The sequence below is a fragment of the Streptomyces sp. VNUA24 genome, from assembly GCF_029167005.1.
GTDB lineage: Bacteria > Actinomycetota > Actinomycetes > Streptomycetales > Streptomycetaceae > Streptomyces > Streptomyces scabiei.
The window spans coordinates 3,565,104-3,580,440 of sequence record NZ_CP119143.1 but is presented as its reverse complement, the minus strand read 5'-3'; the positions used below and the strand labels follow the sequence as shown (position 1 = coordinate 3,580,440).

Genomic DNA, 15,337 nt, shown 5'->3' with positions numbered 1-15,337 from the left:
GCGGAAACCTGGAAAGCAACGAGGAAATCGGAACCGGAAACGGTCTGATAGAGTCGGAAACGCAAGACAGCAAGACCGAAGGGAAAAGCCCGGAGGAAAGCCCGAGAGGGTGAGTACAAAGGAAGCGTCCGTTCCTTGAGAACTCAACAGCGTGCCAAAAATCAACGCCAGATATGTTGATACCCCGTCTCCAGCATTCGCTGGGACGAGGTTCCTTTCAAATAAACACAGCGAGGACGCTGTGAACCATCGGACTATTCCTCCGGTGGTTCCGCTCTCGTGGTGTCGACCCGATCACGGGTAAACATTCACGGAGAGTTTGATCCTGGCTCAGGACGAACGCTGGCGGCGTGCTTAACACATGCAAGTCGAACGATGAACCACTTCGGTGGGGATTAGTGGCGAACGGGTGAGTAACACGTGGGCAATCTGCCCTTCACTCTGGGACAAGCCCTGGAAACGGGGTCTAATACCGGATACGACACTCTCGGGCATCCGATGAGTGTGGAAAGCTCCGGCGGTGAAGGATGAGCCCGCGGCCTATCAGCTTGTTGGTGAGGTAACGGCTCACCAAGGCGACGACGGGTAGCCGGCCTGAGAGGGCGACCGGCCACACTGGGACTGAGACACGGCCCAGACTCCTACGGGAGGCAGCAGTGGGGAATATTGCACAATGGGCGAAAGCCTGATGCAGCGACGCCGCGTGAGGGATGACGGCCTTCGGGTTGTAAACCTCTTTCAGCAGGGAAGAAGCGAAAGTGACGGTACCTGCAGAAGAAGCGCCGGCTAACTACGTGCCAGCAGCCGCGGTAATACGTAGGGCGCGAGCGTTGTCCGGAATTATTGGGCGTAAAGAGCTCGTAGGCGGTCTGTCGCGTCGGATGTGAAAGCCCGGGGCTTAACCCCGGGTCTGCATTCGATACGGGCAGACTAGAGTGTGGTAGGGGAGATCGGAATTCCTGGTGTAGCGGTGAAATGCGCAGATATCAGGAGGAACACCGGTGGCGAAGGCGGATCTCTGGGCCATTACTGACGCTGAGGAGCGAAAGCGTGGGGAGCGAACAGGATTAGATACCCTGGTAGTCCACGCCGTAAACGGTGGGAACTAGGTGTTGGCGACATTCCACGTCGTCGGTGCCGCAGCTAACGCATTAAGTTCCCCGCCTGGGGAGTACGGCCGCAAGGCTAAAACTCAAAGGAATTGACGGGGGCCCGCACAAGCAGCGGAGCATGTGGCTTAATTCGACGCAACGCGAAGAACCTTACCAAGGCTTGACATACACCGGAAACGGCCAGAGATGGTCGCCCCCTTGTGGTCGGTGTACAGGTGGTGCATGGCTGTCGTCAGCTCGTGTCGTGAGATGTTGGGTTAAGTCCCGCAACGAGCGCAACCCTTGTTCTGTGTTGCCAGCATGCCCTTCGGGGTGATGGGGACTCACAGGAGACTGCCGGGGTCAACTCGGAGGAAGGTGGGGACGACGTCAAGTCATCATGCCCCTTATGTCTTGGGCTGCACACGTGCTACAATGGCAGGTACAATGAGCTGCGAAGCCGTGAGGCGGAGCGAATCTCAAAAAGCCTGTCTCAGTTCGGATTGGGGTCTGCAACTCGACCCCATGAAGTCGGAGTTGCTAGTAATCGCAGATCAGCATTGCTGCGGTGAATACGTTCCCGGGCCTTGTACACACCGCCCGTCACGTCACGAAAGTCGGTAACACCCGAAGCCGGTGGCCCAACCCGCAAGGGAGGGAGCTGTCGAAGGTGGGACTGGCGATTGGGACGAAGTCGTAACAAGGTAGCCGTACCGGAAGGTGCGGCTGGATCACCTCCTTTCTAAGGAGCATCTAGCTGCCGCAAGGCAGCCAGGGCCACAACGTCGGCGAACGTCCGACGGTGGTTGCTCATGGGTGGAACGTTGATTATTCGGCCGGTTCGTCGGGCCGGAGGCTGTGAGTACTGCCCCTTGCGGGTGTGGAAAGCATGATCTCCGGGCGAGAGACTGGTCGGGCACGCTGTTGGGTGTCTGAGGGTATGGCCGTACGGCTGCCTTCAGTGCCGGCCCCAGTGAACTCCGGTGATTGTCCGGGGGTGATGGGTGGTTGGTCGTTGTTTGAGAACTGCACAGTGGACGCGAGCATCTGTGGCCAAGTTTTTAAGGGCGCACGGTGGATGCCTTGGCACCAGGAACCGATGAAGGACGTGGGAGGCCACGATAGTCCCCGGGGAGTCGTCAACCAGGCTTTGATCCGGGGGTTTCCGAATGGGGAAACCCGGCAGTCGTCATGGGCTGTCACCCTTGCCTGAACACATAGGGCAAGTGGAGGGAACGCGGGGAAGTGAAACATCTCAGTACCCGCAGGAAGAGAAAACAACCGTGATTCCGGGAGTAGTGGCGAGCGAAACTGGATGAGGCCAAACCGTATGCGTGTGAGACCCGGCAGGGGTTGCGTATACGGGGTTGTGGGATCTCTCTTTCACAGTCTGCCGGCTGTGAGGCGAGTCAGAAACCGTTGATGTAGGCGAAGGACATGCGAAAGGTCCGGCGTAGAGGGTAAGACCCCCGTAGCTGAAACATCAGCGGCTCGTTTGAGAGACACCCAAGTAGCACGGGGCCCGAGAAATCCCGTGTGAATCTGGCGGGACCACCCGCTAAGCCTAAATATTCCCTGGTGACCGATAGCGGATAGTACCGTGAGGGAATGGTGAAAAGTACCGCGGGAGCGGAGTGAAATAGTACCTGAAACCGTGTGCCTACAAGCCGTGGGAGCGTCGGATATGTGCTTGCACATATCTCGTGACTGCGTGCCTTTTGAAGAATGAGCCTGCGAGTTTGCGGTGTGTTGCGAGGTTAACCCGGGTGGGGTAGCCGTAGCGAAAGCGAGTCCGAACAGGGCGATTCAGTAGCACGCTCAAGACCCGAAGCGGAGTGATCTAGCCATGGGCAGGTTGAAGCGGAGGTAAGACTTCGTGGAGGACCGAACCCACCAGGGTTGAAAACCTGGGGGATGACCTGTGGTTAGGGGTGAAAGGCCAATCAAACTCCGTGATAGCTGGTTCTCCCCGAAATGCATTTAGGTGCAGCGTCGTGTGTTTCTTGCCGGAGGTAGAGCACTGGATAGGCGATGGGCCCTACCGGGTTACTGACCTTAGCCAAACTCCGAATGCCGGTAAGTGAGAGCGCGGCAGTGAGACTGTGGGGGATAAGCTCCATGGTCGAGAGGGAAACAGCCCAGAGCATCGACTAAGGCCCCTAAGCGTACGCTAAGTGGGAAAGGATGTGGAGTCGCAGAGACAACCAGGAGGTTGGCTTAGAAGCAGCCACCCTTGAAAGAGTGCGTAATAGCTCACTGGTCTAGTGATTCCGCGCCGACAATGTAGCGGGGCTCAAGCGTACCGCCGAAGTCGTGTCATTCCAGCAGATACCCCCAACGGGGGCTGGGATGGGTAGGGGAGCGTCGTGTGCCGGGTGAAGCCGCGCCGGAAGGCAGTGGTGGACGGTTCACGAGTGAGAATGCAGGCATGAGTAGCGATACAAACGTGAGAAACGTTTGCGCCGATTGACCAAGGGTTCCTGGGTCAAGCTGATCTGCCCAGGGTAAGTCGGGACCTAAGGCGAGGCCGACAGGCGTAGTCGATGGATAACCGGTTGATATTCCGGTACCCGCTGTGAAGCGTCAAACATCGAACCAGGCGATGCTAAGTCCGTGAAGCCGCCCCGGAGCCTTCGGGCAAAGGGGAGTGGTGGAGCCGACGAACCAGACTTGCAGTAGGTGAGTGATGGGGTGACGCAGGAAGGTAGTCCATCCCGGGCGGTGGTTGTCCCGGGGTAAGGGTGTAGGACGTCAGGTAGGTAAATCCGCCTGGCAATAGTCTGAGACCTGATGCCGAGCCGATTGTGGTGAAGTGGATGATCCTATGCTGTCGAGAAAAGCCTCTAGCGAGTTTCATGGCGGCCCGTACCCTAAACCGACTCAGGTGGTCTGGTAGAGAATACCGAGGCGTTCGGGTGAACTATGGTTAAGGAACTCGGCAAAATGCCCCCGTAACCTCGGGAGAAGGGGGGCCATCACTGGTGATCCGATTTACTCGGTGAGCTGGGGGTGGCCGCAGAGACCAGCGAGAAGCGACTGTTTACTAAAAACACAGGTCCGTGCGAAGCCGTAAGGCGATGTATACGGACTGACGCCTGCCCGGTGCTGGAACGTTAAGGGGACCGGTTAGTCAGGATTCGTCTTGGCGAAGCTGAGAACTTAAGCGCCAGTAAACGGCGGTGGTAACTATAACCATCCTAAGGTAGCGAAATTCCTTGTCGGGTAAGTTCCGACCTGCACGAATGGCGTAACGACTTCTCGACTGTCTCAACCATAGGCCCGGTGAAATTGCACTACGAGTAAAGATGCTCGTTTCGCGCAGCAGGACGGAAAGACCCCGGGACCTTTACTACAGTTTGATATTGGTGTTCGGTTCGGCTTGTGTAGGATAGCTGGGAGACTGTGAAGCTCGGACGCCAGTTCGGGTGGAGTCGTCGTTGAAATACCAGTCTGGTCGTGCTGGATGTCTAACCCGGGTCCGTGATCCGGATCGGGGACAGTGTCTGATGGGTAGTTTAACTGGGGCGGTTGCCTCCCAAAGGGTAACGGAGGCGCCCAAAGGTTCCCTCAGCCTGGTTGGCAATCAGGTGGTGAGTGTAAGTGCACAAGGGAGCTTGACTGTGAGACCGACGGGTCGAGCAGGGACGAAAGTCGGGACTAGTGATCCGGCGGTGGCTTGTGGAAGCGCCGTCGCTCAACGGATAAAAGGTACCCCGGGGATAACAGGCTGATCTTCCCCAAGAGTCCATATCGACGGGATGGTTTGGCACCTCGATGTCGGCTCGTCGCATCCTGGGGCTGGAGTCGGTCCCAAGGGTTGGGCTGTTCGCCCATTAAAGCGGTACGCGAGCTGGGTTTAGAACGTCGTGAGACAGTTCGGTCCCTATCCGCTGCGCGCGTAGGAATATTGAGAAGGGCTGTCCCTAGTACGAGAGGACCGGGACGGACGAACCTCTGGTGTGCCAGTTGTTCTGCCAAGGGCATGGCTGGTTGGCTACGTTCGGGAGGGATAACCGCTGAAAGCATCTAAGCGGGAAGCCTGCTTCGAGATGAGTATTCCCACCCACTTGATGGGGTAAGGCTCCCAGTAGACGACTGGGTTGATAGGCCAGATATGGAAGCCCAGTAATGGGTGGAGTTGACTGGTACTAATAGGCCGAGGGCTTGTCCTCAGTTGCTCGCGTCCACTGTGTTGGTTCTGAAACCACGAACAACCCCACGTTTCACAGAGCGTGGTGCGGTTGAGTGTTTCATAGTGTTTCGGTGGTCATAGCGTGAGGGAAACGCCCGGTTACATTCCGAACCCGGAAGCTAAGCCTTACAGCGCCGATGGTACTGCAGGGGGGACCCTGTGGGAGAGTAGGACGCCGCCGAACAAATATTGAGAGCTGGTCCCCGAATTTCGGTTCGGGGACCAGCTCTTTTTTGTTGTGCGTCACTTGAAGTTCACGTTGCCCCAGCAGGATCCGCAGCATGGGTACCGTTGGAATGCTCAGGGCCGCGGGTGTCGGCGCCGGTGACGAGGTCGTAGTGCCGGCGTTCGGCAATCCGGAGGTCGCTCAGGCGGTGAGTCTGGCGGGTGCCGTGCCGGTCTTCGCCGACATAGACCCGGCGACGTACTGCCTGGACGCGGCGGCCGTCGAGGCCGCGGTCACCTCGCGGACGGTCGCGGCGGTCGTCGTCCATCGCTTCGGCAGGTCGGCCGACATCGCGGCGCTGCGTCAGGTCGGGCAGCGGCACGGGCTGTTGGTGCTGGAGCAGGGGGAGTCGGAGACGCCGTACAGCGAAGTGGGGGAGCGTCGGCGGCGGGCCGCGTACCTCAGTGCGAAGTTGAAGGGCGTTCGGACGCCCGAAGGCTGTGACGGGCACACCTTCCAGCAGTACGTCGTGCGGGTTCCCGGTAACGGGCGGCCCGACCGGGACGCGTTCGCGCGGGCCGTACGGGCCAAGGGAGTTGCGTGCGGAGTGCCGGTGAAGACACCCGTGCACCGGATGCCCGGATTCCGGCGGGACGTGTGCCTGCCCGAGACCGAGAGGGCCGCCGACGAGACGCTGGCGCTGCCGATCGGTGGCGAGATGTCGCGGCGCGAGCTGCAGCGGCTGGTGTCCGTGTGCAACGCCCTCGGCGGGCTGCTGCAGCCGGCCTTCTAGTGCCGATCGGCAGCGCGCTGGGTGGTTCGAGACGGGCGCCGGTTCGGGGTATGATCTATCTCGTTGCCGCGAGGGAAACCTCGAACAGGTGACAGGCCCCTATAGCTCAGTCGGCAGAGCGTCTCCATGGTAAGGAGAAGGTCAACGGTTCGATTCCGTTTGGGGGCTCATACGAAAGGCCCCGCCCGATCGGGCGGGGCCTTTGTCGTACCCGGGGTCAGTCCGTCTGGAGGCCCGGGACCCGCATCGCCAGGATGGCCATGTCGTCGGAGGGCGCGTCGGAGGCGAAGCGTTCGACCGCGCGCATGACACGGGCCGCGACCGCGCCCGCGGTGAGGCCGGTGCAGGTGGTGAGGACATCGGCCAGGCCGTCGTCGCCCAACATGCGGGTGCCTTCGCGGCGTTCGGTGACGCCGTCCGTCACGCACAGGAGCACGTCACCGGGGTCGAGGGTGACCGTCTGCTCGTACAGTTCCAGGTCCTCCATCACGCCGAGGAGGGCCTGTGGTTCGGCGGCGGGCTCGACCGTGCCGTCCTGGCGCAGGCGCAGCGGGAGCGGATGCCCGGCGCAGACCACCTTCAGGACGGCGCTGCCGTCCTCCTGGGGCCACAGCTCGCCGTACAGGAGTGTCAGGAAGCGGCTGCGGGCACCCTCGTCGATGATGGCGGAGTTGAGGCGCTCCAGGACCGCCGGGCCCGCGTAGCCCTCACGGGCCAGCAGGCGCAGGGCGTGGCGGGCCAGGCCCGTGACGGCGGCGGCCTCGGGGCCGGTGCCGCAGACGTCGCCGATGGCGAAGCCGTACGCGCCGTCGCGGATGGGGAAGAGGTCGTAGAAGTCACCGCCGACCTCGTTGCCCTCGCCGGCCGCGCGGTAGATGACCTCGACCTCGACGCCGTCGATCTGCGGGAGCTCGGGCGGGAGGAGGCTGCGCTGGAGGGACTGGCTGATGGCCACGCGCTCCGAGTACAGGCGGGCGTTGTCCAGGGCCAGGGCCGCCCGGCGGGAGAGATCCTCGGCCAGCTCCAGGATCTCCTGGCGGAAGTGCTCGTCGGTGGGCTTGCCGAGGGTCAGCATGCCGATGACGCGGTTGCGGGCCACGAGGGGCAGGACGACCGTCTCGCCGCCGACCGCCGAGGCGGTCGCCAGTGTCGTGCCGATGCCGGAGCTGACCGTGGCGGGCTCGCCGAGGCCGAGGCTGCGCATGGAGGTGCGCAGAGCCGCCTGGTGGGCCGCCTCGGCGGGGGCCGTCCAGACACGGGCGCCCGGGGTCGGGATGGGCTCGGGCGGGCGGATCTTGGACAGGAGGGCCTTGAGGCCGTCGATGAGGTCCTCGTCCTCGTGCAGGACGTAGCTGAGGTACGGGTCCGAGGCCTGGTCGGCGATCGTGTAGACGGCGCACCAGGTGGCGAGGGTCGGGATCGTCATCTGGGCCATGAGGGCCAGGGTCTGGTCGCGGTCGAGGGTGCCCGCGAGGAGGTCGGATGCCTCGACCAGGAAGCTCAGCGAGCCGCGGCGCAGGCGTTCCAGCTCGCCGAGCCGGGCGGACTCGACGGCCAGCGCGATGCGGTCGGCGGCGAACTGCAGGCGCAGGGCCTCCTCGTTGGAGTACCGGCCGTGGGACTCCGCGGCGACGCCCAGGGAGCCCGTGAGGCGGCCCTCGACCTTGAGGGGGACCGTGACGACGGAGCGCATGCCGGTGCCGTTGAGCAGGGGGACGGCTCCGGGGACGGCCGTGAGGTCGTCGTGGACGGCGGGCATCCGGGCGGAGCCGTAGCGGCCGGGGCCGGCGTCGACGGGGACGCGGGCGAAGCGCTGGCGGGCGGAGGGGAGGCCGGTGGAGGCCCGGACCTCCAGCTCCGTCTCGTCGTCGGTCGCGAGGAGGAGGAAGGCCGAGTCGCCGTCGAGCATGTCGCGGGCGCGTTCGACCGTGCGCTGGAGGAGGCCGTCGAGGTCGTCGGGGGCGGGGGAGCCGATGAAGACCTCGAAGGGGTCCGTGGCCTGGCCCTCGCCGGAGGCGGAGCCGTCGCCGGCGGACATGCGCAGCGGGGTCTGCAGGACGGCGCGCTCGTGGTCGCGGACGAGGAGGCAGACCGTCGAGGGGTCGCCGGCGGTGTCACGGACCCGGAGGTGGGAGGCGTAGACCGGAGTCACACGGCCGTTGGCGCCGCGGATGCCGTAACTGCCTTCCCAGCGGGAGAGTTGGAGGGCCTCGGCGACGCCGGTGCTGGTGCCGGGGGTGTGCGGCCAGGCCGCGAGGTCGGTGAGGGGCTTGCCGATGACGTGGTCCGGGGCGTATCCGAAGAGTTCCTCGGCGTCCTCGTTCCAGGCGCCGATCGCGCCCGCGCGGTCGATCTGGACGACCGCGACGCGGACCCGGCCGTCGGCGAGCGGGAGCAGGTCGGGGGGCAGGGCCGGGCCGGCCGAGCGGGTGCCCACCGGGCGGTCGGGGAGGTCGAGTTGGAACCAGACCTGCTTGTGGGTGGAGGTGTACTCCACGCCCCAGCGGGAGGCCATCGCCGCGCACAGCTGCAGACCGCGGCCGCCCTCGCGGTCGGGGCTGCCCATGTTGACGTGGCTGCCCTGGAGGGGGATCTCCCGCTCGGGATATCTGTCCGCGACCTCGATGCGTACGCCGTCGTCGGCCCGCAGGCACAGGACGTCGGCGGAGGTTCCCGCGTGGACGACCGCGTTGGTGACGAGTTCGCTGGTGAGGACGACCGCGTCGTCGACGATGTCGGCGAAGCCCCAGCCCTGGAGGGTGTCGCGGACGAACGAGCGGGCGGTCGCGACGGATCGTGAGACGGCAGCGAAGCTGGCGGCCGCGCGCGCGGTGATCACAGCACTCCTTGTCCGGTTCTCGACGTGGGGGGATCCTGGGACGGCCTCCTGCCGGGGCAGGGGCTGGTTCTCCGTCGGCCTGGGGTCCTGGGGGGTCTCCCCGGGATGCAGTCCGGTGGTCATGGTGCGGCCGCCCCTCCGATGCCTGCCCGCTCGTGCTCGTGCGCCACCGCCCAGGCCGGACGGGACCGGCATGGCTGGACAGCCGCATGCAAGGTTACTTACCTTCGCCGTCCATGCGGATGCCGGTCGTCTGTGTTTCCGTCCTGAGGTGTGCGGACCGTGTGCGAAGCTGCCGAACTGTTATGGCCTGGTTCGGCCATGGTGAAACACTGGGCAGGCTCCCAGGAGCAGGCCGGGCGGGCCCGAGGGCCTTTCCGGTGCGGCGGAGGGCGGCAGCCGATCCGCCGGGCATGAGTACCCGCGTACGAAGCGGTACGAGTGGTACGAGTGGTGTCAGCAGTATGCAGCGTATGAAGCGTTCGAATGCGGCGTAGTACGTCCAGTAGGACCGGTCGACCCTTGCGGGAGGGACACAGTGGAGTCTGGCGCAGCGACGCGAGGCACGAAGGCGCGCGCGAAAGGCGGACCGTCCCTGAGTGAGCAGCGCAAAGCACGTAAATCGCGCAATGGGACCACCACTGTGGACACCGCTGCCCTGAACCGGCTGCTCACGGCGTTGGAGGCGATGCGGGACGGCAACTTCCGCAAGCGGCTGACGGTGTCGGGCGACGGGGTGATGTCCGAGATCGCCGCCGTGTACAACGAGGTGGCGGACCGGAACCTGCACCTGACGGGCGAGCTGTCGCGGGTGCGGCGCGTGGTGGGGCGTGAGGGCAAGCTCACCGAGCGGCTGGAGACGGGCGCCACCGAGGGGTCCTGGGCGGCCGCGATCGACGCGTCCAACGCGCTGGTCGACGACCTCGTACGGCCTGTCTCCGAGGTCAGCCGGGTGCTGTCGGCGGTCGCGGAGGGTGATCTGTCGCCCCGTATGGAGCTGCGGTCGCAGGGGCCGGACGGGACGGGGCACCCGCTGCGCGGGGAGTTCCTGAAGGTCGGGCGCACGGTCAACAACCTGGTCGACCAGCTGTCGACGTTCACGGACGAGGTCACGCGCGTGGCCAGCGAGGTGGGCACCGAGGGCAAGCTGGGCGGGCAGGCCAAGGTGCGGGGGATGTCCGGTTCGTGGAAGGACCTGACGGAGTCCGTCAACACCATGGCGCACCGGCTCACCGCGCAGGTGAGGGACATCGCGCTGGTGACGACCGCGGTCGCGAAGGGCGATCTGTCCCGCAAGGTCACCGTGCACGTGGCCGGCGAGATGCTGGAGCTGAAGGAGACCGTCAACACGATGGTCGACCAGCTCTCGGCGTTCTCCTCCGAGGTGACCCGGGTGGCCCGGGAGGTGGGCACCGACGGGCAGCTCGGCGGGCAGGCCGAGGTGCCGGGTGTGGCGGGTGTGTGGAAGGAACTCACCGATTCGGTGAACACCATGGCCGGCAATCTGACCGCGCAGGTGCGGGGGATCGCCCAGGTCACGACGGCGGTCGCCAACGGTGATCTGTCGCAGAAGGTCACCGTGCCCGCACGCGGTGAGGTCGCCAAGCTCGCCGAGACCATCAACCAGATGACCGAGACGCTGCGGATCTTCGCCGACGAGGTCACGCGGGTGGCGAACGAGGTGGGTGCCGAGGGCCGGCTGGGCGGTCAGGCGCAGGTGCCGGGCGCGGCGGGGACGTGGAAGGACCTCACCGATTCGGTGAACACGGTCTTCCGGAACCTCACGATCCAGGTGCGGGACATCGCGGCGGTGACCACGGCGGTCGCCGACGGTGATCTCTCGCAGAAGGTCACCGTGGACGTGGCCGGGGAGATGCTGGAGCTGAAGAACACCGTCAACGGGATGGTCGACCAGCTCTCCTCCTTCGGTGACGAGGTCACGCGGGTGGCGAACGAGGTGGGTGCCGAGGGCCGGCTGGGCGGTCAGGCGCAGGTGCCGGGCGCGGCGGGGACGTGGAAGGACCTCACCGACTCCGTCAACACGGCGTTCCGGAACCTCACCGGACAGGTGAGGAACATCGCGGCGGTGACCACGGCCGTGGCCAACGGCGACCTCTCGCAGAAGGTCACCGTCGATGTCGCGGGCGAGATGCTCGAACTGAAGAACACCGTGAACACGATGGTGGACCAGCTGTCGTCGTTCGCGGACCAGGTGACGCGGATGGCCCGGGACGTGGGCACCGAGGGCCGGCTCGGCGGGCAGGCGCGGGTGGACGGGGTGTCGGGGACGTGGAAGGAACTCACGGACTCCGTCAACTCGATGGCCGGCAACCTCACCTCGCAGGTGCGCAACATCGCGCAGGTGACGACGGCGGTGGCGCGGGGCGACCTGTCGCAGAAGATCGACGTCGACGCGCGCGGTGAGATCCTGGAGCTGAAGAACACCATCAACACGATGGTCGACCAGCTCTCCTCCTTCGCCGACCAGGTGACCCGGGTGGCCCGGGACGTGGGTACGGAGGGACGGCTCGGCGGACAGGCGCAGGTGCCCGGGGTCGCCGGTGTGTGGCGGGACCTGACCGAGTCGGTGAACGGCATGGCCGGCAACCTGACCGGCCAGGTCCGCAACATCGCGCAGGTCGCCACGGCGGTGGCCCGCGGCGACCTGTCCCAGAAGATCACCGTGGACGCGCGCGGTGAGATCCTGGAGCTGAAGAACACGCTGAACACGATGGTGGACCAGCTGTCGTCGTTCGCGGAGGAGGTCACCCGGGTCGCCCGTGAGGTGGGTACGGAGGGCCAACTCGGCGGTCAGGCCGAGGTGCAGGGCGTCTCCGGCACCTGGAAGGACCTCACGCAGTCGGTGAACTTCATGGCGAACAACCTGACGATCCAGGTGCGCCAGATCGCCGAGGTCACGACCGCCGTCGCCAAGGGCGACCTGTCGAAGAAGATCACCGTCGACGCCAAGGGCGAGATCCTCGAACTCGTCACCACCGTGAACACGATGGTGGACCAGCTGTCGTCCTTCGCCGAGCAGGTGACCCGGGTGGCCCGTGAGGTGGGCACCGAGGGCATCCTGGGCGGCCAGGCCCACGTGCCGGGCATCACCGGCATCTGGAAGGACCTCAGCGGCAATGTGAACCTGATGGCCAAGAACCTCACCATGCAGGTGCGGAACATCTCCCAGGTGGCGGCCGCGGTCGCCAACGGCGACCTGACCCGTACGGTGACGATCGAGGCGGCCGGTGAGGTCGCGGAGCTGGCCGACACCTTCAACAGCATGGTGAAGACGCTGAGTTCGTTCGCCGACCAGGTCACCAAGGTGGCCCGCGAGGTGGGCACGGACGGCATCCTGGGCGGCCAGGCGCACGTGCCCGGTGTGGCGGGCACGTGGAAGGACCTCACCGAGTCCGTGAACTCGATGGCCTCCAACCTCACCGGACAGGTCCGCAACATCGCGATGGTGACGACCGCCATCGCCAAGGGCGACCTGACCAAGAAGATCGACATCGATGCCCGTGGCGAGATCCTGGAGCTGAAGACCACCATCAACACGATGGTCGACCAGCTGTCGTCCTTCGCCGAGGAGGTCACCCGGGTGGCCCGCGAGGTGGGCACCGAGGGGCAGCTCGGCGGCCTCGCGCGCGTGCGGGACGTCGACGGCACCTGGCGGGACCTCACCGAGTCGGTGAACGAGATGGCCGGGAACCTGACCCGGCAGGTGCGCGCCATCGCGCGCGTGGCCACGGCGGTGACCCGGGGCGACCTGAACCTCAAGATCGACGTCGACGCGTCCGGGGAGATCAAGGAGCTGCAGGACTACATCAACAAGATGATCGCCAACCTGCGGGACACCACGATCGCCAACCAGGAGCAGGACTGGCTCAAGGGCAACCTCGCCCGGATCTCCGCGCTGATGCAGGGCCGCCGGGACCTGGACGACGTGGCCTCGCTGATCATGAGCGAGCTGACGCCGGTGGTGTCCGCGCAGCACGGAGCGTTCTTCCTGGCGCTGCCGTTCCTCGACGGCAAGGACCTGGCCCCGGACAACGACGACCAGTACGAGCTGCGGATGCTGGGCTCGTACGGCTACTCCATGGGGTCCATGCCGGCGTCGTTCCGGCCGGGTGAGGCGCTGGTGGGGACGGCGGCGAAGGAGAAGCGCACGATCCTGGTGGAGAACGCCCCGAGCGGTTATCTGAAGATCTCCTCCGGGCTGGGCGAGGCGCCCCCGGCGCAGGTGATCGTGTTGCCGGTGCTCTTCGAGGGGACCGTGCTCGGTGTGATCGAGCTGGCGTCGTTCACGCCGTTCACACAGATCCAGAAGGACTTCCTGAACCAGATCGCGGAGATGATCGCGACCAGCGTCAACACCATCTCCGTCAACACCAAGACCGAGGTGCTGCTGAAGCAGTCGCAGGAGCTGACCGAGCAACTGCGGGAGCGGTCGGACGAGTTGGAGAACCGGCAGGAGGCCCTCCAGGCGTCCAACGCCGAGCTGGAGGAGAAGGCCGAGCTGCTGGCCCGGCAGAACCGTGACATCGAGGTCAAGAACACCGAGATCGAGGAGGCGCGGCAGGTCCTGGAGGAGCGTGCCGAGCAGCTCGCGGTCTCCATGCGCTACAAGAGCGAGTTCCTGGCGAACATGTCGCACGAGCTGCGCACCCCGCTCAACTCGCTGCTGATCCTCGCCAAGCTGCTCGCGGACAACGCCGAGTCGAACCTGACGCCCAAGCAGGTCGAGTTCGCCGAGACGATCCACGGGGCGGGCTCGGACCTGCTCCAGCTGATCAACGACATCCTGGACCTGTCGAAGGTCGAGGCGGGCAAGATGGACGTCTCGCCGACCCGTATCGCCCTCGTCCAGCTCGTCGACTACGTGGAGGCCACCTTCCGGCCGCTGACGGCGGAGAAGGGCCTCGACTTCTCCGTACGGGTCTCGCCGGAGCTGCCCGCCACGCTGCACACGGACGAACAGCGCCTGCTGCAGGTGCTGCGGAACCTGCTGTCCAACGCGGTGAAGTTCACCGACTCCGGGGCCGTGGAGCTGGTCATTCGGCCGGCCGGCGCGGACGTGCCGGTGGCCATCAAGGAACAGCTGCTGGAGGCGGGTTCGCTGCGGGACGCGGACGCCGACATGATCGCGTTCTCGGTGACGGACACCGGCATCGGGATCGCGGCCAGCAAGATGCGGGTCATCTTCGAGGCGTTCAAGCAGGCGGACGGCACCACGAGCCGCAAGTACGGCGGTACGGGCCTCGGACTGTCCATCTCGCGGGAGATCGCCCGGCTGCTGGGCGGTGAGATCCACGCACAGAGCGAGCCGGGACGCGGGTCCACCTTCACCCTGTACCTGCCGCTGCACCCGAGCGAACTGCCCCCGCAGGGCTACGCCCACAACGCTCCCGCCGCGCTGGAGGCGGGGGAGCTGCTGGCCTCCGAGAACGAGCTGGCCGAGCGCACCGAGACACCGGCGGAGGTGAAGTCGTACCGCGAGACCCAGAACGGGGCCGCGGCGCTCTTCCGCCGGCGCCGCAGGTCCGTGCCGGCGAGCTCCGGCTCCGACCTGGTCCAGCAGGGCAACGGGCAGCCGCAGGAGCACTGGGCGCAGGAGGCGGCGGCGCAGCCGCGCCGGACGGTCCGCTTCGACGGCGAGAAGGTGCTCATCGTCGACGACGACATCCGTAACGTCTTCGCGCTCACCAGCGTCCTGGAGCAGCACGGCCTGTCGGTGCTGTACGCCGAGAACGGCCGTGAGGGCATCGAGGTCCTGGAGCAGCACGACGATGTGACGGTCGTCCTGATGGACATCATGATGCCGGAGATGGACGGTTATGCGACGACGACGGCGATCCGTCGGATGCCGCAGTTCGCCGGGCTGCCGATCATCGCGCTGACGGCCAAGGCGATGAAGGGCGACCGGGAGAAGGCGATCGACTCGGGAGCCTCGGACTATGTGACGAAGCCCGTCGATCCGGATCATCTTCTGGGGGTCATGGAGCAGTGGATGCGGAGTGAGTGACGGGTGGTGCGGCCCGCGGTCACAATCCGTCGAAGGGCGGGCGGAGTTGCTGACTGAGTGTGGCCGAAGCCGTGTAGGAGCCCGCGATTCGGGGAACCTTCTGGTCCCCGCTTGCGTTTCTGCTACGAGCACAGTGACATCACGGTGACAGGGTGTGGCGACGGGCGGGGTGCGGCTACGATGACCGGCACAAGGACGGGTGGCGCGAGGGAGTCGTCCCCTGGGGTGACG

At 65.4% G+C, this 15,337-nt stretch carries 3 protein-coding genes, 1 tRNA gene and 3 rRNA genes; 6 read left to right on the top strand and 1 reads right to left on the bottom strand.

Annotated elements, in window-relative coordinates:
* Positions 1 to 307 precede the first annotated feature (307 nt).
* The 5 genes from PYR72_RS14850 (at position 308) to PYR72_RS14830 (ending at position 6,410) form a co-directional block, all read left to right on the top strand.
* Positions 308 to 1,833, top strand: a 16S ribosomal RNA gene (locus tag PYR72_RS14850).
* Positions 1,834 to 2,142: 309 nt separating this feature from the next.
* Positions 2,143 to 5,263: ribosomal RNA gene (locus PYR72_RS14845) — 23S ribosomal RNA — on the top strand.
* A gap of 87 nt (positions 5,264 to 5,350) precedes the next feature.
* Positions 5,351 to 5,467, top strand: a 5S ribosomal RNA gene (gene rrf / locus PYR72_RS14840).
* Together the 16S, 23S and 5S rRNA genes form the textbook arrangement of a ribosomal RNA operon.
* 112 nt (positions 5,468 to 5,579) lie before the next feature.
* Positions 5,580 to 6,242 carry a DegT/DnrJ/EryC1/StrS family aminotransferase gene (locus tag PYR72_RS14835; protein WP_275460417.1) on the top strand — a complete coding sequence of 221 codons (663 nt, stop codon included), beginning with the start codon at positions 5,580 to 5,582 and terminating at the stop codon, positions 6,240 to 6,242.
* Between the two features lie 95 nt (positions 6,243 to 6,337).
* Positions 6,338 to 6,410 (top strand) — tRNA-Thr (locus PYR72_RS14830).
* A gap of 49 nt (positions 6,411 to 6,459) precedes the next feature.
* On the opposite strand, the gene PYR72_RS14825 is transcribed toward PYR72_RS14830, so the two are convergent.
* Positions 6,460 to 9,204, bottom strand: a complete 2,745-nt coding sequence (locus tag PYR72_RS14825) for a SpoIIE family protein phosphatase (protein ID WP_275455797.1) — start codon at positions 9,202 to 9,204, stop codon at positions 6,460 to 6,462.
* Positions 9,205 to 9,619: 415 nt separating this feature from the next.
* On the opposite strand from PYR72_RS14825, the gene PYR72_RS14820 reads away from it, so the two are divergent.
* A complete protein-coding gene (locus tag PYR72_RS14820; RefSeq protein ID WP_275455796.1) occupies positions 9,620 to 15,106 on the top strand; it encodes a HAMP domain-containing protein in 5,487 nt (1,828 codons plus the stop codon).
* Positions 15,107 to 15,337: the final 231 nt, after the last annotated feature.

What these genes read in the sequence shown, in the direction of transcription:
- PYR72_RS14835 (WP_275460417.1), top strand. Translation starts at nt 5,580, where the DNA reads ATGCTCAGGGCCGCGGGTGTCGGCGCCGGTGACGAGGTCGTAGTGCCG.
- PYR72_RS14825 (WP_275455797.1), bottom strand. Translation starts at nt 9,204, where the DNA reads ATGACCACCGGACTGCATCCCGGGGAGACCCCCCAGGACCCCAGGCCG.